The sequence below is a fragment of the Chromobacterium sp. FG22 genome, from assembly GCF_057809415.1.
Genome location: NZ_JBMDJX010000001.1, coordinates 377,947 through 401,923 on the forward strand (window position 1 = coordinate 377,947; position 23,977 = coordinate 401,923).

The 23,977-nt window shown below is 64.3% G+C and carries 20 protein-coding genes; 11 read left to right on the forward strand and 9 right to left on the reverse strand.

Annotation, left to right across the window (positions count from 1 at the left end):
- Positions 1-2: 2 nt before the first annotated feature.
- A complete protein-coding gene (locus tag ACODSD_RS01805; RefSeq protein WP_488876658.1) occupies positions 3-2,267 on the reverse strand; it encodes a sensor domain-containing diguanylate cyclase in 2,265 nt (754 codons plus the stop codon).
- A gap of 151 nt (positions 2,268-2,418) precedes the next feature.
- Between ACODSD_RS01805 and cysG the strand changes: the two genes are divergently transcribed.
- The 10 genes from cysG to msbA all read left to right on the forward strand — a co-directional run bounded on the left by cysG (position 2,419) and on the right by msbA (position 14,018).
- Entirely contained in the window at positions 2,419-3,810 is a 1,392-nt protein-coding gene (gene cysG / locus ACODSD_RS01810; protein WP_474454712.1) for a siroheme synthase CysG, read from the forward strand.
- A gap of 200 nt (positions 3,811-4,010) precedes the next feature.
- Positions 4,011-4,406: a PTS sugar transporter subunit IIA gene (locus tag ACODSD_RS01815; protein ID WP_253314210.1), complete on the forward strand. Its 396-nt coding sequence runs from the start codon at positions 4,011-4,013 to the stop codon at positions 4,404-4,406.
- The gene (locus tag ACODSD_RS01820) at positions 4,393-4,662 is read left to right on the forward strand and encodes an HPr family phosphocarrier protein (RefSeq protein ID WP_019100446.1); all 270 of its coding nucleotides are present in this window, start codon (positions 4,393-4,395) and stop codon (positions 4,660-4,662) included. Before ACODSD_RS01815 ends, ACODSD_RS01820 begins: the two co-directional genes overlap by 14 nt.
- Before the next feature lie 22 nt (positions 4,663-4,684).
- Complete coding sequence (gene ptsP / locus ACODSD_RS01825; protein WP_107800734.1) at positions 4,685-6,424, forward strand: phosphoenolpyruvate--protein phosphotransferase; 1,740 nt, start codon at positions 4,685-4,687, stop codon at positions 6,422-6,424.
- Between the two features lie 19 nt (positions 6,425-6,443).
- Entirely contained in the window at positions 6,444-7,526 is a 1,083-nt protein-coding gene (rfaQ, locus tag ACODSD_RS01830) for a putative lipopolysaccharide heptosyltransferase III (RefSeq protein ID WP_107801982.1), read from the forward strand.
- On the forward strand, positions 7,523-8,677 hold the full coding sequence (locus ACODSD_RS01835; protein WP_488876659.1) for a glycosyltransferase family 4 protein: 1,155 nt from the start codon (positions 7,523-7,525) through the stop codon (positions 8,675-8,677). Before rfaQ ends, ACODSD_RS01835 begins: the two co-directional genes overlap by 4 nt.
- Positions 8,674-9,795, forward strand: a complete 1,122-nt coding sequence (locus ACODSD_RS01840) for a glycosyltransferase family 9 protein (protein WP_488876660.1) — start codon at positions 8,674-8,676, stop codon at positions 9,793-9,795. Before ACODSD_RS01835 ends, ACODSD_RS01840 begins: the two co-directional genes overlap by 4 nt.
- Positions 9,788-11,110, forward strand: a complete 1,323-nt coding sequence (locus tag ACODSD_RS01845; RefSeq protein WP_488876661.1) for an O-antigen ligase family protein — start codon at positions 9,788-9,790, stop codon at positions 11,108-11,110. The genes ACODSD_RS01840 and ACODSD_RS01845 overlap by 8 nt, the downstream gene beginning before the upstream one ends.
- Positions 11,103-12,206 carry a glycosyltransferase family 4 protein gene (locus tag ACODSD_RS01850; protein WP_253314215.1) on the forward strand — a complete coding sequence of 368 codons (1,104 nt, stop codon included), beginning with the start codon at positions 11,103-11,105 and terminating at the stop codon, positions 12,204-12,206. The genes ACODSD_RS01845 and ACODSD_RS01850 overlap by 8 nt, the downstream gene beginning before the upstream one ends.
- Positions 12,207-12,257: 51 nt before the next feature.
- Complete coding sequence (gene msbA / locus ACODSD_RS01855; protein ID WP_488876662.1) at positions 12,258-14,018, forward strand: lipid A export permease/ATP-binding protein MsbA; 1,761 nt, start codon at positions 12,258-12,260, stop codon at positions 14,016-14,018.
- 100 nt (positions 14,019-14,118) lie between these two features.
- Here the strand turns inward: msbA and ACODSD_RS01860 are convergent, their stop codons facing one another.
- The 8 genes from ACODSD_RS01860 to ACODSD_RS01895 form a co-directional block, all read right to left on the reverse strand.
- Complete coding sequence (locus ACODSD_RS01860) at positions 14,119-14,502, reverse strand: type IV pilus assembly protein FimV (protein ID WP_227105271.1); 384 nt, start codon at positions 14,500-14,502, stop codon at positions 14,119-14,121.
- Between the two features lie 197 nt (positions 14,503-14,699).
- The gene (gene aroB, locus ACODSD_RS01865) at positions 14,700-15,779 is read right to left on the reverse strand and encodes a 3-dehydroquinate synthase (protein WP_488876663.1); all 1,080 of its coding nucleotides are present in this window, start codon (positions 15,777-15,779) and stop codon (positions 14,700-14,702) included.
- 2 nt (positions 15,780-15,781) lie between these two features.
- A complete protein-coding gene (gene aroK, locus ACODSD_RS01870) occupies positions 15,782-16,342 on the reverse strand; it encodes a shikimate kinase AroK (RefSeq protein WP_227105266.1) in 561 nt (186 codons plus the stop codon).
- Between the two features lie 70 nt (positions 16,343-16,412).
- Positions 16,413-18,536 (reverse strand): type IV pilus secretin PilQ, encoded by a 2,124-nt coding sequence (locus ACODSD_RS01875; RefSeq protein WP_488876664.1) that lies wholly within the window; start codon positions 18,534-18,536, stop codon positions 16,413-16,415.
- Complete coding sequence (locus ACODSD_RS01880; protein ID WP_107800725.1) at positions 18,533-19,051, reverse strand: pilus assembly protein PilP; 519 nt, start codon at positions 19,049-19,051, stop codon at positions 18,533-18,535. The genes ACODSD_RS01875 and ACODSD_RS01880 overlap by 4 nt, the downstream gene beginning before the upstream one ends.
- A 12-nt stretch (positions 19,052-19,063) precedes the next feature.
- Positions 19,064-19,678 (reverse strand): type IV pilus inner membrane component PilO, encoded by a 615-nt coding sequence (locus ACODSD_RS01885; RefSeq protein WP_235086254.1) that lies wholly within the window; start codon positions 19,676-19,678, stop codon positions 19,064-19,066.
- Complete coding sequence (locus tag ACODSD_RS01890; RefSeq protein ID WP_488876665.1) at positions 19,675-20,265, reverse strand: PilN domain-containing protein; 591 nt, start codon at positions 20,263-20,265, stop codon at positions 19,675-19,677. The genes ACODSD_RS01885 and ACODSD_RS01890 overlap by 4 nt, the downstream gene beginning before the upstream one ends.
- The gene (locus tag ACODSD_RS01895) at positions 20,265-21,302 is read right to left on the reverse strand and encodes a pilus assembly protein PilM (RefSeq protein WP_227105261.1); all 1,038 of its coding nucleotides are present in this window, start codon (positions 21,300-21,302) and stop codon (positions 20,265-20,267) included. Before ACODSD_RS01895 ends, ACODSD_RS01890 begins: the two co-directional genes overlap by 1 nt.
- A 190-nt stretch (positions 21,303-21,492) precedes the next feature.
- Here ACODSD_RS01895 and ACODSD_RS01900 point away from each other — a divergent pair, with 190 nt between their 5' ends.
- The gene (locus tag ACODSD_RS01900) at positions 21,493-23,856 is read left to right on the forward strand and encodes a penicillin-binding protein 1A (protein ID WP_107800721.1); all 2,364 of its coding nucleotides are present in this window, start codon (positions 21,493-21,495) and stop codon (positions 23,854-23,856) included.
- The last annotated feature ends 121 nt before the right edge of the window (positions 23,857-23,977 follow it).

Genomic DNA, 23,977 nt, shown 5'->3' on the forward strand with positions numbered 1-23,977 from the left:
TTTTAGCGCAATAGCAGCAATTCCTCGCCGCTGATGCAGTTGCGGCCGTTGTGTTTGGCCTGGTACAGCTGTTTGTCCGCGCGGCCCAATACTTCGTCGATGTCGGTCTCGTCGGCGCGCAGCACGGCGACGCCGATGCTGACCGTGTATTGCAGAGGGCCGGCCTCGCCGCCCGGCAGGCGGGCCTCCGCCACGACGCGGCGCAGGCGTTCCGCCGCCAGCAGCGCGTCTTCCATCCGCGTGTCAGGCAGCACCGCGGCGAACTCCTCGCCGCCCAGGCGGCCGCAGATGTCGGTGCTGCGCAACACATTGCGGCAGCTTTGGGCAAAGTGGACGATCACCTCGTCGCCCTTGGCGTGGCCGTAACGGTCGTTGATGTTCTTGAAGTGGTCCAGGTCCATCATCAACACGGTCAAGGACAATTGGTAACGCCGGTTGCGCTCGATCTCGCGGCTGGACAGCGCAATGAACTGGCGGCGGTTGCACAGGCCGGTCAGCTCGTCCAGGGTGGCGAGCTGATAGAGCTTTTTCTCGTGGGCGTCGCGTTGCAGCGCGATGGCGATCAGGTGGGTGCTGCGCTGCGCCAGCTGCAGTTCTTCCGGCTCGGGCTGGCGCGGCTCAGGATGGTAGATGGCGAAGGCGCCGAGCAGGCGGCGGTCGCTGGAGAAGATGGGGGTGGACCAGCAGGCGCTGAGGCCGAAGGGCGCCACCCGCTCGCGGTAGCCGGCCCACAGCGGGCTGCTGGCGATGTCTTCGACGATGACCAGGCTTTTACGGTGGACGGCGGTGCCGCAGGAGCCGGCCTCCGGGCCCACCGGCACCTGTTCCAGCAGCTTGCGATAACCGGCCGGCAGGCTTTGGCCGGCGGCCAGCCTCAGCGTTTCCCCCGCGGGGTCCAGCAGCATGATGGAGCAGACGCCGCGATTCAGCTGCGACTCCATCATCCGACAGATCTGATTCAAGGTGTCTTGCAGCGGCGCATTGCCGGCGATCATCTCCATCACCGCGTTTTCCTCCGCCAGCAAACGTTCGCTCTGGCGGCTGTGAGTGATTTCCCGCTCCACCGCCAAAATGCTGCGGAGTTCGCCGCCCAGCCCGAATTCGGGAAACAGCCTCACTTCGAAAATGCAGCGCCGAGGGCCAAGGCTCAGCTCCAGCTCGAAGCGGCGCGCCTCGCCGCCGGCGATCAGTTGTTCGCACTCCTCGGCGAAGCGCGCGCGCGCGGCTTCTGGCCAGGCTTTGTCGTGGACGCTGCGGCCGAGGTGTTCCTCGCGCGTCAGCGTCGAATAGCGGCTGACGCTGCGGTTGATGAATTGGCAGCGCAGCTCCAGGTCGTAGCGGGCGATGACGTCTTCCGAGTTCTCCACCAAGGTGCGGAATTCCTGTTCGCGCCGCAGCATCGCGGACTCGGCCAGCTTGCGCGCGGTGACGATCTGGCACAGCGCGTGGATATGGCTGATGCGGCCCGTCTCGTCCTTGTGGAACTGGGTGCGCTGCTCCAGCCATTCCCAGTGGCCGTGGGCATGACGTACGCGGAACTCCATGCCGCTGGCGCTTTCCTGCCTTTGCTCCGGATGGCTGAGCAGGGCGGTGAACAGCGAACGGTCCTCCGGGTGCAGCAGTTCCAGCCAGCGCGAGAACGCCAGGCGTTCGGCGTCGGCCGGCAGGCCCAGCAGGGCGTGCAGGGTTTGCGGCGCGCCGCGCACCGCTTGGCCGGCCAGGTCGAATTCCAGCAAGCCCAGCCGCGCGTCCTGCAGCGCCAGCCGCCAGCCGCCCCAATCGCCGCCGGGGCCGTGAATGGCGGGCGGCGGCTGCAGGCGCAGCAAGAGATGGCCGGAGAGCGGGCAGGGTAGCGGAAAAGCGAGCAAATCGGCGTGGGCCGCCAGCAGGCCGTCGCGATGGCCGGGATGAGCCGGATCCAGCAGCAAAGCGAGATCGTGCGGGCTGAAGCCGTAGCCGCTCAGGCCGCCGTCTTGGCGCGCGGGCGCGGGCGCATGGCCGGAGACGGCGAGCAGGCGGCCGGCGGCGTCGCACAGCGCCAGCGCTTGCCGGCTGTCGCTGACCTGGCGGCGGAGCGCGCTCAGCTGTCGCCGGCTCCGCCAGAGAGGCAGGCCCAGCAACGCCAGGATGGGGACGAGCAAGGGCCAGCCGGCGAGCCAGTCCGAGGCCGCGGCGTGCGCGTAGTCGGCCCCGAACAGGCATAGCGAGCCCGCGGTGGCGAACAGGCGGCGACGCGGGCTGGCCCGGCGGCGTAAGGCTGGGTTCAAACAGATCTCCGGAGGCGCGATGGCGCGCAAAGCTGCCATGATGGCACCAGGCGCAAAACAGGGCGCTTTTCGTAATATTGATAGCATTCGCCAGCGTCGTTTTTATGCAACAAATGCAGTATGCTGCAAACATTGTTGCGGAGCTGGCCATATGGATTACTTCCCGATCTTCCTTAAATTGCAAGGCGCTTCCTGTTTGCTGGTGGGCGGCGGCGAGGTGGCGCTGCGCAAGGCGAGGCTTTTGCTGTCCGCCGGCGCGGAGCTGACGGTGGCGGCGCCGGAGTTGACGCCGGAGCTGGCCGAGATGGCGCGGCAGGGGCAGTTGACGCATTTGAGCGCCTGTTTCGAGCCGGCCCAAGTACGGGGCCGGCGCCTGGTGGTGGCCGCCACCAACGACCGCGAGGTCAACCGCCAAGTGTCGATGTCCTGCCAGGCCTTGAATATCCCGGTCAACGTGGTGGACGACCCGGAATTGTCCAGCTACATCACCCCGGCCATCGTGGATCGTTCCCCCCTGCTGATCGCCGTCTCCTCCGGCGGCGGCGTGCCAGTGTTGGCGCGCTTGATTCGCGGCCGGCTGGAAAGCCTGATTCCCAGCGGCTTCGGCCGTCTGGCGCGCTTTGCCGCCGGGTTTCGCGACCGGGTCAAGGCCGGCATTCCCGATGTCGAGCGGCGGCGGGTGTTTTGGGAGTCGGTGCTGGAGGGGCCGCTGGCCGAGGCGGTGATCAACGGCGACGAAGCCGCCGCCGAGCAGGCGATGGAGCGCCGCTTGGAGAACGCCGACGCGCAGACGGCGCAGGGCGCGGTCTATCTGGTGGGCGCGGGGCCGGGCAATCCGGATTTGCTGACCTTCCGCGCGTTGCGCTTGATGCAGCAGGCCGACGTGGTCTTGCACGACAATCTGGTGGCGCCGGAACTGCTGGAACTGGTGCGGCGCGACGCCGAGCGCATTTACGTGGGCAAGGCCAGGGCCAACCATGCGTTGCCGCAAGGCGACATCAATCTTTTGATGGTAGAACTGGCGCAACAAGGCAAGCGGGTGCTGCGGCTCAAGGGCGGCGATCCGTTCACCTTCGGCCGCGGCGGCGAGGAGATCGAGACGCTGGCGGCGCACGGCGTCGCCTTCGAAGTGGTGCCCGGCATCACCTCCGCCAGCGGGGCGGCGGCGTACGCCGGCATCCCGCTGACTCATCGCGACTACGCGCAGTCGGTGACCTTCGTCACCGGCCACAAGCAGGATGGCAGCATTCACCTTGACTGGCCGGCGTTGACTCGGCCGGCCCAGACCGTAGTAGTCTACATGGGGGTTTCCACCGCCCAGGAGTTGTGCCGGGCCTTCATCGAACACGGCAAGCCGGCGACGACGCCGGCCGCCGCGGTGGAGTGGGCCACCACCGAGCGTCAGCGCACGGTGGCGGGCACGCTGGAAGACCTGCCGGAACTGATGTCCAAACATCATATCGCGTCGCCCGCCCTGATCATCGTCGGCGAGGTGGTGGGCTTGGCGGATAAGCTGGGCTGGTACCGGAGCCGGGTGTGCTGACGTTTTTTTGCCGTTGCGCTGGCCGAGAAAAGCGCGCTATACAAGGCGGAGGGCCGCGGTTTAAAGCTGACGCCGGCCGCCTCTGGCGGAATACTGCTGATACAATGGCGGACTGACGTGTTGATCAACCTTTTTGCTTCAGCGTCCCGGCTCTGCGCCGACGACGCTGCCAACATGAAGAATCAGGCATGGTAGGTGTATTGATAATCGCGCATGGCGACCTGGGGCGCAGTCTGGCGGATTGCGCCAGGCATATCCTGGGCCGAGAGCCGGAAAATCTGGCGGTGATGGCGGTCGACAAGACCGATGACCCGGAAAGCAAGCAAGCCGAAGCCCAGTTGTTGGTGGACAGGCTGGACGCGGGCGACGGGGTGGTGATCCTGACCGATATGTATGGCGGCACGCCGTCCAATATCGCCAGCCGGCTGATCCGGCCGGGGCGGGTGGAGGCGGTGGCCGGGGCGAGCCTGCCCATGGTGGTCCGAGCCTTGTGCTATAGCAGCCAGCCGTTGGAGATCGTCGTCAGCAAGGCGATCACCGGCGGCCTGGAGGGCGTGCTTTATATTATTCCGGGGGAAGGCAATGCTGCGAATTGAAGTCGAAATCATCAACAAGCTCGGCCTGCATGCACGCGCTTCCAGCAAGTTCACCCAATTGGCCAGCCGCTATAAAAGCGATATCTTCATCGCGCGCAACAATCGCCGGGTCAACGGCAAGAGCATCATGGGCGTGATGATGCTGGCGGCGGCCAAGGGCGCGACCGTGGAACTGGAAGTGAGCGGGGAGGATGAGCAAGTGGCGCTGGACGCCCTGGTGGCCCTGATCAACAACCGGTTCGACGAGGCCGAATAAGCCGGAGTCTGAGGATGGGACGATGAGCATCATCCTGCACGGGGTGGCCATAGGCGGCGGCATTGCCATTGGCCGCGCCCATTTGATTTCGCGCAGCATGGACGATGTCGCGCATTATCTGCTGGACGACGAGGAAGTCCCGGCGGAATTGGCGCGTTTCGACGAAGCGATTCGCGACACCCGCAAAGAGCTGGAAATGCTGTGGGGCAGCATTCCTGAGAACGCGCCGGCGGAGCTGGGCGCCTTCCTGTCTTTGCACATCATGCTGTTGGGCGACGTCACCATCTCGCGCGAGCCGCGCGAAATCATAGAGAAACAGCGCTGCAACGCCGAGTGGGCATTGAAGCTGCAATGCGAGTCCTTGGTCGAGCAATTCGACGCGATCGAGGAAGACTATCTGCGCGAACGCAAGAACGATGTGCTGCAAGTGGTGGAGCGCATCTTCAAGAACCTGGACGGCGACGTGCCGCAGCTGCCGGCGCCGGAGGATCTGGTCGACGACCACATTCTGGTGGCGCACGATCTGTCGCCGGCTGACATGGTTTATTTCAAGGATTCCAACTTCGCCGCCTTCATCACCGACGTGGGCGGCGCCACTTCGCATACCGCGATTCTGGGGCGCAGCCTGGACCTGCCGTCGGTGATCGCCCTGCATCATTCGCGCGAACTGATCCGCGAAGACGAACTGATCGTCGTCGACGGTTTGCAAGGCGTGGTGATCATCAATCCGGACGATTTGGTGCTGGCGGAGTATCGACGCCGGCTGCGCGCCTGGCGCGACGCAAGGCGCAAGCTGTCGTCCATCCGCAAATCCAACGCCAAGACCCAGGACGGCACCGCGATCGAACTGCTGGCCAATATCGAGCTGCCGCAGGACGTGGAAGACGTGCGCAAGTCCGGTGCGGTGGGCGTGGGCCTGTTCCGCAGCGAATTCCTGTTTCTGGGGCGCGACACCTTGCCGGACGAGGACGAGCAGTACGAGGCCTACCGGCACGTGGCGGAAACCCTGAAGGGTTTGCCGGTGACCATCCGCACCATGGATCTGGGCGCGGACAAGAATCCGAAATGGCTGAACCACGCGGTGGCGGACAATCCGGCGCTGGGCCTGACCGGCATCCGTCTATGCCTGGCCGAGCCGCTGATGTTCCGCGCGCAGCTGCGGGCGCTGCTGCGCGCCTCGGTGCACGGCAAGATCAAGGTTCTGTTCCCCATGGTCAATTCCTTGCCGGAGCTGAAGCAGGCGCTGGCGCAGTTCGAATACGCGAAGCAGGAGCTGCGCGAGGAAAACATCGCCTACGCCGAGGACATCGAAGTGGGCGCGATGATTGAAATCCCGTCGGCGGCGCTGGTGGTGGGCAGCTTTCTCAAGCACATCGATTTTCTCTCGGTGGGCACCAACGATTTGATCCAGTACACGCTGGCGATCGACCGCAACGACGACTCGGTCAGTCACTTGTACGACCCCATCCATCCGGCGGTGCTGAAACTGATCCTGCACACCATCAAGGCCGGCATCAAGGGCGGGGTGCCGGTGTCGGTGTGCGGCGAGATGGCCGGCGACGCCCGGCTGACGCGTTTGCTGCTGGGCATGGGCCTGCGCAAGTTCTCCATGCATCCGGCCAACCTGCTGGCGGTCAAGCAACAGGTGCTCAATACCCACCTGGATCAGATCGCGCCGATTACGGCGCGCATGCTTAGAAGCGAAGACCCTGATAAAATCGCCGATCTTTTGCAACAATTGAATGCCGAGCCGGGTGTCTGATCCGGCTTTTTCCTTTCTTATGCTGAACGATCCCATCGACCTGAACGCCGTGCGGCGGGTGCTGGTCATCAAGCTGCGCCACCACGGCGACGTGCTGCTGACTTCTCCGCTGTTTTCCGCGCTGCAACAGCAGGCGCCGCATCTGGAGATCGACGCGCTGGTTTACCACGACACCCGGGAAATGCTGAGTCTGCATCCGGCTATCGCGCAGCTGCACACCATAGATCGCGGCTGGAAAAAACGGGGGCCGCTGGGCCAGGCCCGGGCCGAACTGGCCCTGCTGAGCCAGTTGCGCGCCCGCGGCTACGATCTGGTGATCACGCTGACCGAGCATAATCGCGGCGCCTGGCTGGCGCGCCTGCTTGCGCCGCGCTGGTCTGTGGGCCCGCAGGGCCCTTACGGCCGCTTCTTCAAAAAGAGCTTCACCCACCGTTATTTGCAGGTGCCGGGCAATCGCCGCCACACGATTGAAATTCATCTGGACGCCTTGCGGCGCATCGGCGTGTATCCGGACGCAAGCCAGCGCGAGCTGGTTTTGGTGCCGGGGCACAACGCCGAGGCCACGCTGGCGGCCAAGCTGGCCGAGCGCGGTCTGCGGCCCGGCGCTTACATCCTGGTGCATCCGACCTCGCGCTGGTCGTTCAAGAGCTGGCCGGCGGAGAAAATGAGCGCCTTGATCGACGCCTTGAGCGCGCGCGGCGAACAACTGGTCTTGTCGGCCGCGCCGGGCGCGGAAGAAATGGCGATGATCGCCGACATCGAAGCGCGGCTGGAACGGCCGGTGGCCAGCCTGGCCGGCGCGCTGAGCTTGAAGGAGTTGGCGGCGGCGATAGACCAGGCGCGTTTGTACATCGGCGTGGATTCGGTGCCCATGCATATCGCCTCGGCGATGAAAACGCCGTGCGTGGCCTTGTTCGGGCCATCTGGCGATATCGAATGGGGGCCGTGGCAGGTGCCGCACCGCGTGGTGTCCGAGCCCATGCCCTGTCGCCCCTGCGGCAACGCCGGTTGCGGCGGAGGCTGGCAAAGCGAATGCCTGCAGCGCATCGATGTGGACACGGTGCTGGCGGCGGTAGATGCGGTCTTGAAGGAAAGCGCATGAAGCGGCTGGCGATTATCCGGCAGAAGTACAATCCGGCGGGCGGCGCGGAACGCATCGTCAGCGCCATCGTCAAGCAATTGCAGACCGGAGGGGAGTTCCGTCCGCTATTGATCAGCCGCAATTGGGAGAGCCTGCCGGGCGTGGAAACGCTGCGGGTCAAGCCGTTTTATCTGGGCAGCGTCTGGCGCGACTGGAGCTTCGCCCGCGCCGCGCGCGCCGCGTGGACGCAGGCCGGCGCCGATCTGGTGCAATCGCACGAGCGCATTCCCGGCTGCCATGTGTTCCGCGCCGGCGACGGCGTGCACGCGGCCTGGCTGGACGCGCGGCTGGAAGGCCGGCCCTGGTGGCGGCGGCTGAGCACCTTTTGCAATCCTTACCACCATTTCATGCTGCGCACCGAGCGTGCGATGTTCCGGCATCCGGCCTTGCGCGCGGTGATTTGCAATTCGGCCTTGGTGCGCGACGATGTGGTCGGCCGTTTCGGCGTGGATCCGAAGCGCTGCGCGGTGATCCACAACGGCGTGGACAGCGGGTTTTTCAATCCGGCGGCGGCGCGCGAGCAGAGGGCGGCGCTGCGCGAGCGTTACGGCATTCCGCCGGAGGCGCCGACGCTGGTCTACGTGGGGTCCGGTTTCGAGCGCAAAGGCGTGGAGCAGGCGCTGCGCGCCGTCGCGCCGCACGCCGCCGTTCATCTGGTGGTGGTGGGCGGAGACAAGAAGCTGGCGCGCTATCAGCGGCTGGCGGCCCGGCTGGGCCTGTCCGAGCGCGTACACTTCACCGGTCCGCAGCGCGATGTGCGCAGCCATTACGGGCTGGCGGACGGCTTCATCCTGCCGACGCTGTACGAGCCGTTTGGGTCGGTGGTGATCGAGGCGATGGCCTGCGGTTTGCCGGTGCTGACCAGCACGCGTTGCGGCGGCGCGGAGCTGCTGGAGCCGGGCGTCACCGGCTGGTTGGCCGCGGCGGGAGACGCCGCCGCTTGGCAAGACAATGTGGCGGCCTGGCTGGCCGCGCGCGCGGACTGGCCGCGCAGCGGCGAGCTTGCGCGCGCGCGGGTGGCGGGGTTGAGCGAGGGCGCTATGGTGGCGCAGATGCTGGCCTTGTACCGGGAGCTGTCGCTTGGCGACGGCGAAGGCGGGGCCGGAGAATGAGGCCGGGACGTTTCCCCGGGCGTTTGCTGATTTTCACGGCGCTGTTGCTGAGGCTGCCCTGGCAATGGCTGCGCCGCAAGCCGGATCCCGAGCGCACGCGCCGGGTATTGATCCTGCATCAGTTTCTGCTGGGCGACGCCTTGATGGCGACCAGTCTGTTGGCCAAGGCGCGCGAGCGTTTTCCCAAGGCGGAGATCGTGCTGGCCTGTCCGCCGGGACAAGCGCCGCTGTATGCGTCGCGGCCGTACGGCATTCGGCCGCTGCCCTGGCAGCCGCGCGACTTCGCCTCGATTCGGCGCTTGTTCGCCGAGGCGCGTTTCGATATCGCCTACCTGATGGGCGAAAACCGGCTCAGCTTTCTCGCCCGCGCGATAGGCGCCCGCTGGATCGTGGGCTTTGCCGGCGAAACGCCGCGCTATAAAAACTGGCTGCTGGACGAGGCGGTGGCGTACGCCGGGCAGCCGGAAGCCTGGACCGATACCGCCGCGCGCTTGATCGACGGACCTGAGCCCCAGCCGTTTCGTTTGCGGGATTGGCCGGTAGCGGCTGAAGGGCTGCCGCCCTTGCCGCCGCGTTTCGTCGTACTGCACGTGGGCGCGAGTTCGGCGACCCGCTTCTGGCCCGCGGCCAGTTGGAACCGGGTCGCGGCCACGGCTCGGGCTTGCCGTTGCGTGGTGTTGTGGTCGTGCGGGCCGGGGGAGCAGCATCTGCTATCGGCCGTCGAGCTGGGGCCGGACGATATCGTCATGGCCGGCACGCTGAGCCTGGCGCAATTGCGCGCCGTCTTGAGCCGCGCCCGCGCCTGCGTGTGCCCGGACACCGGCATCGCGCATCTGGCCAAAGTGGCGGGCGCGCCCTTGCTGATGTTGTTCGGGCCGGGCAGCGAGACCTTGTTCGGCGCGAGCCGGTTTTTCGCCGGCTTCACCTGCGTCGGCGTCGGCCCAGCGTGGTTTCCCTGCCGCAATCAGCGCAGCGTGCATTATCGCGATGTCGATTGGGCTTTGCGTTGTTTCAGAAAATTTGGCGATCAGGCCGGCGAATGCCGCCAGGCGCAGTGTATGGCGGCGCTGCCTGCCGGGCAGGTGGCCGAAACTTTGGAAAAACTTCTGCATGAATGATCATCTGAGCATAGAGCCGCGCTGGCATAGCCGTTTGGCCATCGGCCTGTCCTTGTTGTTTCTGACCTTGGCCAGCGTGTCTCATACGATTGCGCTGCGTTATGTGATCCTGTTGTTGATGCTGGTTCTGGTGGCGAAAGACTATCCCGAACTCAAACGCCACTGGCGCGAGCAGCGCGGGCCTGTCGCGACCCTAGGCGCGTTCCTGTTGTTCGCCTTGCTGCATAGCGTGTCGCTCTCGATGTGGCCGGAAGCCTCCGCCGGCGAGTTCCGCAGCCAGTTATTGATGGGAGGCTTGTGGTTTGTGGCCGGCCTGGCTTTGTTCCGCCCCCCTCGGCGCTGGACGATTTCGGACTTGGTCATCCTCGCCGGTTGCGTCTTGGCCTTAACCGAGTTTAGCCATGGCGCTTACGTTTATCTGACTACGGGCTTGTGGCCGTATAACGAGGTGTACACCACAGCCACCAAGCTGGAATTCACCTTCTTCATGAACTTTGTGCTGGCCTTCATCGTGGCCGCGTTTTGCTTTGGACAACGCGGGATCCATCCGCTCACGCGCTTTCCCCGCTGGGCGCTATGCTTGGCTGCGGCTTTGATTCTGTTTGTCAGCCTCAAGGCGGGCGCGCGCAACGGCATGATCGGTCTTGTCTATCTGATGTTGTCCATGCTGCTGGTGTATTCCGTGTTTGAAGGGCTGAAGATAGGCTGGGGCAAGACTTTGCTCATCGCCGGCGTGGTCCTGGCCGCGGCGGGCAGCATCGCCGCGTATACGATCAAGCAGGATAGCCGGAATCAAGTATTTGTAGAGTCGGCGGCTGCCGGATGGCACTATGCCGACACCAAGGCCTGGCTGCGGATGGAGCCCTATCCGAAGATGGCCAATGGTCAGTCGGTGGACCCGTCCGCCTACGAACGGGTGGCCTGGATTCACAGCGGCCTGGACCTCATCGCGGCCAAGCCCATGGGTTATGGCTATAGCCGCAACGCCTTCACCAATGCGCTGACGGCGACGGGGCATCCCAATCAGGTGGGCCACAGCCACAGCGGCTTCATCGACCTTGGCGTGGGCCTGGGCGTGATCGGCGTCGCGCTGTGGCTGGCGTTTTGCGGCGTGCTGATCTGGACCGGCTATCGGGCCTTCCGTCTGCGTCGCGACACCTTGGGTCTGGTCTTGATGTTGGTAACCTGCGGCTTTCTCGGACGCATGTTGCTGGAAAGCGTGAACAAGGATCATATGCTGCATCTCTTCCTGTTCACCGCCGCCGCCTTGCTGGCGGAGTTGAGACAGCGGGAGAAAGGCGCCGCGCATGCGTGATTGGGTGCTGTTCACCGAGTCTTCCCCCAATGTCGGCGGGCAGGAACTGCAGTTGATGCAGCAGATGCGCCTGCTGGGAGAGCGCGGTTTTCGTACGGTGCTGGCCTGCCGGCCGCAGACGCGAGTGATGGAGGTGGCTTGTCAGCGCGGGCTGGAGGTGCTACCGCTGCGCTTTCGCAACAGCCTCCACATGCCGTCCATCTTGGCCTTGAGCGCTTGGATGCGCCGTCATCGTCCGCGGCTGGCCATTTGCCACAGCGGCCACGACAGCAATAATCTGGCCATTGCCGCGCGGCTAATGGGGCGCGGCCGGCCCTTTCTGCTGCGCTCGCGCACTTATCAGCCGGGTCAGGCGTCGGCCTGGAGCTATAACCAGCTGATGGACGCGACCATGTTGCCCAGCGCCTATCTGAAGCGTTGTTTGCTGGAGAATCCGGCCATCCGCCCTGAAAAGCTGCATGTGGTCTATCCCGGCATCGATTTCTCCGCCTTGGATCAGGCCGCCGCGCAGCCCTTGCCGGCGGAGCTGGAGCAATGGCTGTCCCGTTCCTCCGGCCCTCTGCTGGTGCAGGCGGCGATGTTGCGCGGCGAGAAGGGGCACAGGACGGTGTTGGCGGCCTTGGACTTGCTGAGAGACAAGTGGCCGGACGCGCGTTATCTGATTGCCGGAGAAGGGCCGGAGCAGCAGGCGATCGCCGGGCTGGCGCGGCAGTTGGGTTTGCAGGATAGAGTGTTGTTGGCCGGTGTGGTGAGTCCGGTGGCCGCCTTGCTGGCGCGCGCCGACCTGGTGTTGATGCCGTCCAGCTACGAGCCGCTGGGCATGTCGCAGATCGAGGCGCTGGGCCTGGGCGTGCCGGTGATCGCCAGCGACACCGGCGGCATTCCCGAGACCATGCGCAATGGCGAAACCGGCGTGTTGGCGCCGCCGGAGGACAGCGCCGCCTGGGCCGCGGCGATCGACCAGGCGCTGAGCCGGCCGGAGATGATGAAAGCCTGGGCGCAAGCCGGGCGCGTCGATGTGCGCTCCCGCTTCGCGCCGGAGCGGAACGTGCGGCGGATCCTGGAACTCAGCGGCCTGGATGCGCCGGGGATTTGACGACTGGCTTGATGACCGCCCGCGGACGCGGGCGTTGGATGATAGGAACGAATGAAGAATTCTTTGCAAAGCAACTGGGCGATTTATCGCCGTTTGCTGGGATATTTGGGCCGTTACTGGAAGGTCTTCCTGATCTCGCTGGTGTCGATGACGGTGGCGGCCTTGACCGAGCCGGCCTTCGCCCGCCTGATGAAGCCCTTGATCGACAGCGGTTTCGTCAACCGTGATCCGCATGCGATCGCCTGGGTGCCCTTGGCCATCATCGGCGTGTTCGCGGTGCGCGGCGTCACCAGCTTTATCAATGAATACACCTCCAGCTGGTTGACCGGCCACTTGGTGCAGACGCTGCGCGAACAGATGTTCGCCAAGATGCTGCGTCTGCCGGTGCAATACTATGCCGACAACCAGTCCGGCCGTCTGGTGTCGCGGATTTCCTACGACGTCAACCAGGTGACCGAAGCCGGCTTCAGCGTGATCACGGTCACGGTCAAGGACGGCGTCACCGCGGTCAGCCTGCTGGCCTGGCTGCTGTATATAGACTGGCAACTGACCTTGATCTGCTTGCTGGTGCTGCCGATTGTGTCCCTGTGCATGCGGGTGGTGGGCAAGCGCCTGCGCAATCTATCGCGCGAGAACCAGCAGAATATGGCCATGTTGACCCAGGTGCTGGGCGAGGGCATCAGCTGTCAGCGCGTGATCAAGGTCTATGGCGGCGAAGCGCGCGAGAGTGAGCGTTTTCAGCAGGCGGCGGCGGCCATCCGCCGCAACGCGGTCAAGCAGAGCGCGGCCACGTCCGCCAACACCGGCATCACGCAGTTGATGATTGCCTGCGCGCTGGCCGCCATCCTGTATTTCGCCACGCTGCGCGCCCAGAGCGGCGCTTTCACCGCCGGCGATTTCATGTCCTTTCTGACCGCGATGATGTTGTTGTTCGCGCCGGTCAAGCGCATCACCGGCATTGCCCAGGCGATGCAACGCGGCTTGGCGGCGGCGGAGTCGGTCTTCGATTTTCTCGATCTGCCGGAAGAGCCCGATCACGGCCGCACCGCCTTGCCGCGCACGCACGGCAAGCTGCAGCTCTCGGGAGTGAACTTCCGCTATCCGACGGCGGAGCGGCAGGTGCTGCGCGACATCAATCTGCAGGTCCATCCCGGCGAGACCGTCGCCCTGGTGGGCTCGTCCGGCAGCGGCAAAACCACCTTGGTCAGCCTGATTCCGCGGTTTTACGATCCGGACGGCGGCGAGATCCGTCTGGACGATGTGCGCCTGCAGGACATGCCCTTGAGCGATCTACGCCGGCATATCGCCATGGTCAGCCAGGACGTGGTGCTGTTCAACGACAGCGTAGCGGCCAATATCGCCTACGGCGAAGCCTCGTTCAGTCGCGAGGCGGTGGTGGAGGCCGCGCGCGCGGCCAATGCGCTGGAGTTCATCGAGGCGATGCCGGAAGGGTTCGACACCCTGATCGGCGAAAACGGCGTGCGTCTGTCCGGCGGACAGCGTCAGCGGCTGGCGATTGCCCGCGCTTTGTTGAAGAACGCGCCCTTGCTGATTCTGGACGAGGCGACTTCGGCGCTGGACACCCAGTCCGAACGGCTGGTGCAGAGCGCGCTGGAAAACCTGATGAAGAACCGTACCACCATTGTGATCGCCCATCGGCTGTCGACGATAGAGAACGCCGACCGCATCGTGGTGATGCATCAGGGCGAGATCGCAGAAGAGGGCTCGCACGCTCAGTTGCTCGCGCGCGACGGGCTCTACGCCAAGCTGCACAGCCTGCAGTTCAAGGACGAGGACGCCGCCGCGGATTGAGCGGAGGCTGCGACGAAATCAAGCCGGCCAGGGCGGAAGCCATGGCCGGCTTGACTGCATCGAGGACTCAGAACGCGTTTACGACTCGCAAGCTAAGACGTCAGAGTTTGATTTCGAACAGCGGATCTTGCGGCGCCAGCCGACGACCGTTTTCCTGAATGGTGTGCCAGACCGGCTGGCCTTGCACTTGGGATTGAACGTCGCGCGCCAGCGAGCAATAGGCTTCGCGATTGCATTCGCTGGAATAGGCCCGCAACAAGGTGACCTTGGCCGGCAGATCGTCCGGATTGTCTCGCAGCGAATCTTTCAGCACCCGCACCGCGTCGCGGGTGCGGCCGTAGGCGAGAAAAACCTCCGCCTCGCCCACCGGATCGATGCCGCGTTGGCACGGCTTGGTGTAACGTACTTTCTTCCATAAGAATCGCAGGGCGTAATATCCCGCCATCAGTCCAAAACTGGCGGCAAACGCGCTCAACGCTACCATGTGGCTTCTCCCCTTCCGCTTTGCAACGACTTGGCCTCGCCGGCGGCTCCCCGACATTGTGCGCTCTGGCTTCAAGCTTTGCGCGGGGTGTCCCTGCCGGCCTTCTCCATCTCCAGTAGATTCATTATTCTGATGAAGCGGCGCAAGCGGCAATCCGTAGAAATCCTTATTGAATCTGTACCGATGCCGTTTGAACGCTAACTATTGTTGTTCAGTATTTTCTCGAGTATCGCAGAGGGCAGGCCGGCCTGAATAGCGGCTTGGCCCAGTCGTTGCAATAGTACGAACCGGATGGTGCCGGCTTCCACCTTCTTGTCGTGGCTCATCAGCTCCAGCCAGCGCGCCAGCGGCATCTGCGGGCTCTTGACCGGCAGGCCGGCGGCGGCCACCAGGCTGCGCACGCGTTCGACGTCGGCGGCGGACAGCCAGCCCAATTCGGCGGACGCGGCGGCGGCTAGCACCATGCCGGCGCCTATGGCTTCGCCATGCAGCCAGACGCCGTAGCCCAGGCCGGCCTCGATGGCGTGGCCGAAGGTGTGGCCCAGGTTGAGCAGCGCGCGCACGCCGTGCTCTTTTTCATCCTGGCCGACGATGTCCGCCTTCATCTCGCAGCTGCGCTTGACCGCGTGTTGCAGCGCGTCGGGATCGCGCGCGCGCAGGCGCGGCATATTGTCCTCCAGCCAGCCGAGGAAGGCGGCGTCGCCCAGCAGGCCGTACTTGATCACCTCGGCGAGGCCGGCGGACAGCTCGCGTTCCGGCAGCGTATCCAGCAGCGACATATCGGCGATCACCGCCTTGGGCTGGTAGAACGCGCCTATCATGTTCTTGCCCTGCGGATGGTTGATCGCGGTCTTGCCGCCGACCGAGGAGTCGACCTGCGCCAGCAAGGTGGTGGGGATCTGGATGAAGGGCGCGCCGCGTTGATAGCAGGCGGCGGCGAAGCCGGTCATGTCGCCGATGACGCCGCCACCCAGCGCGATCAGGGTGGTCTTGCGTTCGGCGTTGCGCGACAGCAGCGCGTCGAAAATCAGGTTGAGCGTGTTCCAGTCCTTGTGCCGCTCGCCATCCGGCAAGACGACGCTGAAGGAGTCAATCCGGTGTTTGGCCAGCGCCTGTTGTAGCCGGGCCAGATACAGCGGCGCCACGGTCTCGTTGCTGACGATGGCGACCTTGGGCAGGGGCAGATGGGGAAGCAGCAACTCGACCTGTTCCAGCAAGTCCCGGCCAATGTGAATCGGGTAACGGGTGTCGGGCAGGATCAGGTCGAGGGTAATCACAATCAGCTTCCTTGTTCGGGACGGTGTTTGGGGGGGAGGCCGGCCAATTGCTCCATCAGGCGGGCAACCAGCAGGCTGACATTCTGCTGCGTGGTGTCGACGACGATGTCGGCCACCTCGCGATATAAGGGGTCTCGCTCCTGGAACAGGCTTTCCAGCTTGGCCCTGGGGTCGGCGATCTGCAGCAGGGGACGGTTCTTGTCGTGCAGAGTGCGGGCCAGCAAATCGTCTATCGTGGCGCGCAGATAGATGACGGTGCCGTGCGCCGCCAGGCAGGCGCGGTTTTGCGGACGGATGATGGCGCCGCCGCCGGTGGCCAGCACGATGTTGTCCAGGCGGGCGAGGTCGGCGATGACCGAGGTTTCCCGGTCGCGGAAGCGCAACTCGCCTTCGATATCGAAGATGGTCGCGACGCGTACGCCGGTCCTGGCCTCAATCTCGTGGTCAGAGTCGTAAAAGGTTTTGTCGGTGCGCCGCGCCAAAGCTCGGCCTACCGTGGTCTTGCCCGCGCCCATCAAGCCGACCAGAAAAAAATTGCCTGCCGGTTTCTCCATGGCAGGCATTGTAGCCGAGCTTGGCCGCGCTGTCTTTCGGCGTTGCAGCAGCGCCGGGGGTGCTGCGCAGCCGAGGGTTTTATTGATTATTGCCGCTCAGGTCTTCCACCACGCGCGGCGTGATGAAGACCAGCAACTCGGTGCGGTTATCGTACTTTTGCGAGCTGCGGAACAGCGCGCCCAGCACCGGAATGTCGCCGAGCAGCGGCACTTTATTGACGACATCGCTGATCTGCTGCTGGTAGATGCCGCCAATCACCACCGTGCCGCCGTTCTCCACCAGCACCTGGGTGTTGACCTTCTTGGTGTCCAGCGCCGGGGTGCCGCCCACGCTTAAGGTGGGGCTGACGCTGTCCTTGTTCACCTTGATGTCCAGCATCACGTGATTGTCCGGCGTGATCTGCGGCTTGACGTTCAGGCTGAGCACCGCCTTCTTGAACGAGGTGGAGGTGGCGCCGCTGGACGAGGCTTCCTGGTAGGGAATCTCGGTGCCCTGTTCGATGGTGGCTTCCTGCCGGTCCGCAGTCATGATGCGCGGGCTGGAAATCACCCGGCCTTTGTTCTCGGTCTGCAGCGCCTGCAATTCCAGGCCGATGATGGCGGATTTGCCCACGCTATAGAGCGCGGTCAGCGAGCCTGCCGGGTTGGTGATCGGCAGGTTGACGCCGGGGGAAATGGCATAGGGTGCTTGAGTGGCATTACCCACGATGCCCAGGCGGCCATTGGCGTTGGTGATGGCGTTGGTCAAGCCGCCGCCGGAAATGATGCCGGTGCTGCCGACGCGGTCATAGGACAGCTTGACGCCCAGGTTGCGGCTCCAGTTGTCGGTGGCCTCGACGATGCGCGCCTCGATCAGCACCTGTTTCACCGGCACATCGGTCTTGCCGATGATGTCGCGGATCTTGTCTATGGTGCTGCCGGTGTCGTTGATGATCAGGGTATTGGTCTTGGGATCGATCAGCGCGCTGCCGCGCTCGGTCAGGATGCTTTCCTTCTTACCCGTGGTGTTCGTGCCGTCCAGCACCTTCTTGAAGTCCTCCGCCGAGCGGTAGCGCAGCACGAAGGTTTCCGAGCGCACCGGCTCCAGCGTGGCCAGTTGCTGCCTGGCCTCCTGCACCTGCTTGTCGCGCGCCAGCAGTTCTTCGCGCGGCGCGATCTGGATGATGTTGCCGGCGCGGCGCTGGTCCAGGCCCTTGGTCTGCAGGATCAGGTCCAGCGCCTGGTCCCAGGGCACGTCTTTCAGCCGCAGCGTGATATTGCCGTTGACGGAATCGCTGGTGACGATGTTGAGGCCGGTGAATTCGGCGATCACCTGCAGGACGGTGCGCACTTCGATGTTCTGGAAGTTCAGCGACAGCTTGTCGCCCTTGTACTGCGGTTTCTGGTTGGCGTCGGCGCTGGCCGCGGACTCCGGCGCCGGCCGGCGGATTTCAACGACCAGCTGCCCGTCGGTCTGGTAGGAGGAGAAGTCCCAGTCTCCCTGCGGCTGAATCTGGATGCGGCTGTTGCCGCCCTGGTTGCGGGCGTCGATCTTGGATACCGGGGTGCCGAAGTCGGCAACGTCCAGCCGGCGCTGGTTCTGCCTGTCCAGCTGAGTGCCCAGCACGTCCACCAGCAATTGCTTGCCTTCGCGGCGGATGTCGACCGGGGTGTTGGCGGACGGCAGTTTGATCTCCACCCGGCCTTCGCCGTTCTTGCCGCGGCGGAAGTCCAGCGCCAGCGGCTGGGCGCCGGCGATCTGGACCGGGCTTGGGCGCGTGGCGCTTTGCGCGCTGGCGGCGGGGCGCTCCACCGGCGTGGCGGCCTGGGCGGCGCTGCCGAGATTCGGGTTCAGCGTAACCCGCAGCGTGTTGCCGGACACGCTGCTGCTGTACAGCGCGTTGCGGCTCAGGCTCAGCACCAGCCGGGAGCGGCCGTTGGCCTCCACCGCCACCGCGGATTTGACCAGCGGGCCGCCGAAGTCCTGCTGCGGCTTGGCCAGCTTGACGCTGGCGCCGGCGAAGTCGAAGGCGATGCGCGGCGGGTTGGCGATGGCGAAGCTGTTGGGCTGGACGGCGGGGCCGTCAAAGCTGACCTGCAGCACCTGCTGGTCGCCGTCGCCGTTGGCCAGCTGGATCGCGGTGATCGCCGGACCGGCGTAGGCGAAACCGAACAGCAGGGACAGGCCCAGCCCCGACAACAGTTTGATGGAGTGCTTGCTCATTTGTTTTGCCCTTGTTCGTCCAGGTACATGCTGGTGTTGCGCTGCACCCATTCTCCGTTCAAATCTTCCACGGTCTCAGTCAACTGGATGTCCGTGTCGCCGACTTTCTTGATCTGGCCGAAATTGGGGCCGACGAAATTGCCGGCCTGAACGCGGTAAATCGAGCCTTCGGGCGTGCGCACCAGGCCGTAGTTGGCGCCGCCGCGGCGGATAACGCCGACAATCTTCAACTTGTCCAGATCGTAGTTTTCCAGCGCCTCGCGCGGCCGTTTCATATCCGGCGCGTTCGCCAGGTTCTGATTCTTGGCCGCGGCGAGCTTCTGCGCGTTGAAGGGGTCGAGCAAGTCGAAGGCCTGGTAGGCGAACGGCTGGTAGGACTGCGCCTGGGGCAGCGGTTCGATCTGGCCGCGCAGGCCCTGGGTGCTGGTTTGCATCCACTGGCGCAGATCGTCGGTGTCGCCGCTGCCGCAGGCGGCAAGCAGCAAGGGCAGTAAGCAAGCGAGAGTTCTTGTCATGGGCTGTGCGGCTCACTTGTTGGGAGGGGCCGCCTGCGCGGTCCGCTCCTCGGGCTCCAGCGCGCGGAAAGTCTTGGCGGTGGCGTCCATGGTCAGGCGCGCGCCCTTGGGATCCGGCGTCAGGCTGATGTCGGCTATGGTGACGATGCGGGACAGCTGCGCCACATCGCTGACGAAGGCGGCCAGGTCGTTATAGCTGCCGGTCAGGCGAATGGTGATCGGCACTTCCGCCATCTCGGCCGTCTTGATTTCCGGGTTGGGCCGGAACAGCTCGAACTGTAGCCCGCGGCCGATGCCGGCCTGGTTGATCTCGGTCAACAGCGTGTCCATGTTCGACTTGGTCGGCAGCTGCTTGAGCAGGGCGCCGAAGGAGGCGTCGATTTCCTTCAACTGCTGTTGCAGCGCGTCCAGGTTGACCGCCTGGCGCTTCTTGTCGACATAAGTCTGCTTGAGCTGCTCTTCCTGTTGCTTGGCGGCGTTGAGGCGGTCCAGTTCCTCGCTGAGCACGAAGAAATAACCGAGGCCGACGAAACAGGCGACCAGCAGCGCCAGCGCGATGGCCTGGCCTTGCAACGGCCAGTTGGTGATGTCCTTGGGGTCCAGCGTGCGCAATTCGTCCAGCGTCATGGCTTGGCTCCGGGTGCGGCGGCGGGCTTGCCGGCTTTGGGCGGGGCGGCTTCGCGCAGGCTGCAGTTCAGGGTGAATTCGTTGGCGCGCTGGCCGTTGATGTTGGAGGCCTTCACTTCGACCAGCACCGGCGCGTCAAAGACGTTGGATTGGGCCAGGCTGCGCATATAGTTGGAGACCCGCGCGCCGGACAAAGCGTAGCCGGACAGCGTGAACTGGTTGCCGGCCTGCTTGAAGCTTCTCAGATAGACGCCGTCCGGGGTTTGGCGCACCAGTTGGTCGAAGACGTGCACGCCTTCGTTGCGGCCCTGTTCCAGCCGTTCCACCAGCTGTTTGCGCGACAGCAGATCGTCGCGCTGCTTCTTCAAGGTGCCGATATTCTTGATCTGGTTGTCCAGCTTGGCGATTTCGCCCTGCAGGAAATCATTGCGCTGCTGCTGATGGGATAGGCGGCCGCCGATGATCAGATAGCTGAGCACCACCAGGGCCAGCGAAGCCACCAGCGTTAGGCCCAGCATCACCTGGAAGCGCAGCCGGTGCGCGGCTTTTTTCTGTTCGCGGTGGGGGAGGAGGTTGATGCGTATCATCAGTCGAACCTCCGCATGGCCAGGCCGCAGGCCACCAGCAAGGCCGGCGCGTCCATCAGCAATTCCTTGAGGCGGATGTGGCTGGACTGCACCATGGTGCTGAACGGATTGGCGATCATGGTGCTGATCTGGGTGCGGCCGGCCACCGCGTCGTCCAGGCCCGGCAGCATGCTGCAGCCGCCGGCCAGCAGGATGTAGTCGACGCGCAGGTATTGCGACACGCTGACCGTGGTGTAGAAGAACTGCAGCGCGCGCTGTATCTCCTGGGCCAGAGAGTCGACGAAGGGATGCATCAGTTCGGATTCATAGCCGTCCGGCAGGCTCATCCCGCGTTTGCCGCTTTCCGCCTCTTCATAGCTGATGCCGTAGCGGCGCTGGATGTCGCGCGTCAGTTGCTGGCCGCCGAACACTTGTTCGCGATAATAGACTTGCTGGTTGTTGCGGATGACGTTGCAGTGGATGCGGGTGGCGCCGATGTCGAACAGGGCGAAGGTCTGGTTCATGCCCTGTTCCGGCAATTGCTGTTCGACCTGCTCGAAGGCCGTCATCATGGCGAAGGATTCGACGTCCACCACCTGAGCGCGCAGGCCGGCCATCTCCACCACCGCCACGCGCTCCTCCACCTTCTCTTTGCGGGCGGCGCAGAGCAGCACTTCCAGATCGTCGATGCTGGACGGCGCCGGTCCCAGCACCTGATGGTCCAGATTCACCTCTTCCAGCGGGAAGGGAATGCTCTGATTGGCTTCGGATTCGATCAATTCCGCCAGGTTGTCGGTCTGGCTGACCGGCACCAGCAGCTTCTTGTAAATCGCCATCGCCGTGGGGATGGCGATGGCGACGTGGCGGGTGGGGCTGCCCAGCCGTTTCCAGGCGCGGCGCAGGGTTTCCGCGATGCCCTCGATATCCACCAGATTGCCGTCGCTGATCGCGTCCTTGGGCAAGGCTTCGATCACATAGCGTTCGACCTGGCAGTTTTTCCCCGAGCGTGAAAGCTCCACCAGTTTGACGGCGGTGCTGCTGATATCCAGTCCCAACATTGGAACATTTTTAGCCTTAGCCAATCCAAGTTGTTCTAGCCAGGGAGGGGCGGCTTTGAGTTTGTCGATGAGCATCAGGTGCCTCGATTGGTCCTATGCGACAGTTTTTTGGCCTGTCGCTGCCATTGTTTGTCTTGCGTGCTTTCACAAGACGTTATAATCCGGTTTCCAGTGAAAGCCCATTGTAAATATGCTAAGACGAATCCTTGCAATACTTGCAGGTCTGTTTCTAGGTGGAGCCGTATTGGTTGCTGGCGCAGGCGCCATTGCAATCATCATAACCTACCCGCGCTTGCCGAGTCTTGATGTACTGACGGACTATCGTCCGAAAATTCCCCTTCGCGTATATTCCGCCGACAATCAACTGATAGGCGAATTCGGCGAAGAGCGTCGTTCCTTCTCCCGCATCCACGAAGTGCCGCAGCTGATGAAACAGGCGGTGATGGCGGCCGAAGACGAACGTTTCTACCAGCACAGCGGCGTCGATTACGTCGGCGTGGTGCGCGCCGCGGTCGGCAATTTGGTGTCCGGACACGCCCGTTCCGGCGCCAGCACCATCACCATGCAGGTGGCCAAGAACTTCTTCCTGTCCAGCGAGAAAACCTTTACCCGCAAGTTCAACGAAGCGCTGCTGGCCTTCAAGATCGAACACACGCTGAGCAAGGACCAGATCCTGGAGCTGTACTTCAACCAGATCTATCTGGGCCAGCGCGCCTACGGCTTCTCCGCCGCGGCCCAGGCCTATTACGGCAAGCCGCTGGCGGATCTGTCCGTGGCGGAAATGGCGATGCTGGCCGGCCTGCCCAAGGCTCCGTCCGCCTACAACCCCATCGTCAATCCGGACCGCGCCCGTCTGCGTCAGCAATACGTGTTGCGCCGGATGCGCGAGCTTAATTTCATCACCCAGGAGCAATACGACGCCGCCTTGGCCGAGCCGATGAAGCTGGCCAGCCAGAGCGCCGACAGCAGCAGCCAGCCGGCGCAGTATGTGGCGGAAATGGTGCGCCAGGCGATGTACGAGCGCTACCGCGAATCGGCGTATACCGAAGGCTTCAAGGTCTACACCACCCTGGACAGCCGCCATCAGAAATGGGCGTACGACGCCCTGCGCGCCGGCCTGGTGGATTACGACCGCAAAATGGGCTATCGCGGCCCGGAAAGCACGGTGGAACTGTCCGGCGTCGAAGGCGAGCAGCAGACCGAAGCGCTGGACGACGCCATCAGCGAACTGCGCGACAGCGGCGACATGCTGCCGGCCATCGTGCTGTCCGCCAGTCCGTCGGAAGTGCGCGCCTATATGCGCGGCGGCAAGGTGGCGGTGATCAAGGGCAACGGCCTGGACTTCGCGCGCCGCGCGCTGGGTGGCAAGGTCAGCGCCGCGCAGCAGATCCGCCGCGGTTCGGTGATCCGCATCCGCGCGCATGAAAAAGGCTATTGGGAAATCGTGCAGATGCCGGAAGTGGAAGGCGCCTTCGTGTCCATGGACACCCGCAGCGGCGCGATCCGCGCGCTGGTGGGCGGCTTCGACTTCAACCGTCGCAGCTTCAACCATGTGACCCAGGCCTGGCGTCAGCCCGGTTCCACCTTCAAGCCCTTCATCTACTCCGCCGGCATCGAGCGCGGCCTGACGCCGTCGACTATGATCAACGACGCGCCGCTGTCGGTGGTGGGCGCGGACGGTCAGCGCTGGGAGCCCAAGAACGACAACGGCAAATTCGCCGGCATGATCACCATGCGCACCGGCCTGACCCAGTCCAAAAACCTGGTGTCGGTGCGGGTGCTGATGGCCACCGGCACCGATTACGCCCAGCAGTACATCCAGCGTTTCGGCTTCGCCGCCAAGCAGCATCCGGCCTATCTGACCATGGCGCTGGGCGCCGGCGCGGTGACGCCGCTGCAAATGGTGGAGGGCTACTCGGTGTTCGCCAACGGCGGTTACCGCAGCAAAGGCTATTTCATCGACCGCATCGAAGACCAGTCCGGCCGCGTGCTGGCCAAGACCGTGCCCACCGTCGCCGGTCAGAACGCGCCGCAGGCGATAGACCCGCGCAACGCCTTCATCATGAGCTCCATGCTCAAGGACGTGGTGCGCTACGGCACCGGCTACCGCGCGATGAGCCTGGGCCGCACCGATCTGGCCGGCAAGACCGGCACCACCTCGGATTGGAAGGACGCCTGGTTCGTCGGCTACAACCCCAATCTGGTGGCCGCGGCCTGGGTGGGCTTCGATCAGCCGCGCTCGCTGGGCCGTTACGGCTACGGCGGCACCGCGGCGCTGCCGGTATGGATCAACTACATGGCCAACGCGCTCAAGGGCCAGCCGGAAGTAGACATGCCGGTGCCGGAAGGCCTCGTGGTCAAGGCCGGCGCCGGCCAGCGCGGCGGCGACGAGTATTACTACGAAGAGTTCCAGAAGACCAATCCGGAGCTGAAAGTGGACAACCACGGCGCGGTGCCGGGCGCAGGCGGCGACGCCAGCGGCGGCGCCAGCGAGACGCCGGACAAGCCGGCTGCTCAGGATGCGGTGGAGAACGTCAAAGACCAGCTGTTCTAAGAACGTATTTACGATCTCGCGAGCTAAGGCGAGACAAGGCGAAAACGGCTGAGAAAGCGGAATGTACACGTGGTACATGAGCATTTCGAAGATGGTTTCAACGCCGTATCGCCGACGCGCA

Bases quoted from the DNA above. Each gene is read 5' to 3' on its own strand.
- aroK (WP_227105266.1), bottom strand. From the start codon at position 16,342: ATGCCTGCCATGGAGAAACCGGCAGGCAATTTTTTTCTGGTCGGCTTG.
- ACODSD_RS01845 (WP_488876661.1), top strand. From the start codon at position 9,788: ATGAATGATCATCTGAGCATAGAGCCGCGCTGGCATAGCCGTTTGGCC.
- ACODSD_RS01840 (WP_488876660.1), top strand. From the start codon at position 8,674: ATGAGGCCGGGACGTTTCCCCGGGCGTTTGCTGATTTTCACGGCGCTG.
- msbA (WP_488876662.1), top strand. From the start codon at position 12,258: ATGAAGAATTCTTTGCAAAGCAACTGGGCGATTTATCGCCGTTTGCTG.
- ACODSD_RS01850 (WP_253314215.1), top strand. From the start codon at position 11,103: ATGCGTGATTGGGTGCTGTTCACCGAGTCTTCCCCCAATGTCGGCGGG.
- ACODSD_RS01895 (WP_227105261.1), bottom strand. From the start codon at position 21,302: ATGTTGGGACTGGATATCAGCAGCACCGCCGTCAAACTGGTGGAGCTT.
- ACODSD_RS01875 (WP_488876664.1), bottom strand. From the start codon at position 18,536: ATGAGCAAGCACTCCATCAAACTGTTGTCGGGGCTGGGCCTGTCCCTG.
- ACODSD_RS01880 (WP_107800725.1), bottom strand. From the start codon at position 19,051: ATGACAAGAACTCTCGCTTGCTTACTGCCCTTGCTGCTTGCCGCCTGC.
- ACODSD_RS01890 (WP_488876665.1), bottom strand. From the start codon at position 20,265: ATGATACGCATCAACCTCCTCCCCCACCGCGAACAGAAAAAAGCCGCG.
- rfaQ (WP_107801982.1), top strand. From the start codon at position 6,444: ATGCTGAACGATCCCATCGACCTGAACGCCGTGCGGCGGGTGCTGGTC.
- cysG (WP_474454712.1), top strand. From the start codon at position 2,419: ATGGATTACTTCCCGATCTTCCTTAAATTGCAAGGCGCTTCCTGTTTG.
- ACODSD_RS01900 (WP_107800721.1), top strand. From the start codon at position 21,493: ATGCTAAGACGAATCCTTGCAATACTTGCAGGTCTGTTTCTAGGTGGA.
- ACODSD_RS01835 (WP_488876659.1), top strand. From the start codon at position 7,523: ATGAAGCGGCTGGCGATTATCCGGCAGAAGTACAATCCGGCGGGCGGC.
- ACODSD_RS01820 (WP_019100446.1), top strand. From the start codon at position 4,393: ATGCTGCGAATTGAAGTCGAAATCATCAACAAGCTCGGCCTGCATGCA.
- ptsP (WP_107800734.1), top strand. From the start codon at position 4,685: ATGAGCATCATCCTGCACGGGGTGGCCATAGGCGGCGGCATTGCCATT.
- ACODSD_RS01860 (WP_227105271.1), bottom strand. From the start codon at position 14,502: ATGGTAGCGTTGAGCGCGTTTGCCGCCAGTTTTGGACTGATGGCGGGA.
- ACODSD_RS01885 (WP_235086254.1), bottom strand. From the start codon at position 19,678: ATGACGCTGGACGAATTGCGCACGCTGGACCCCAAGGACATCACCAAC.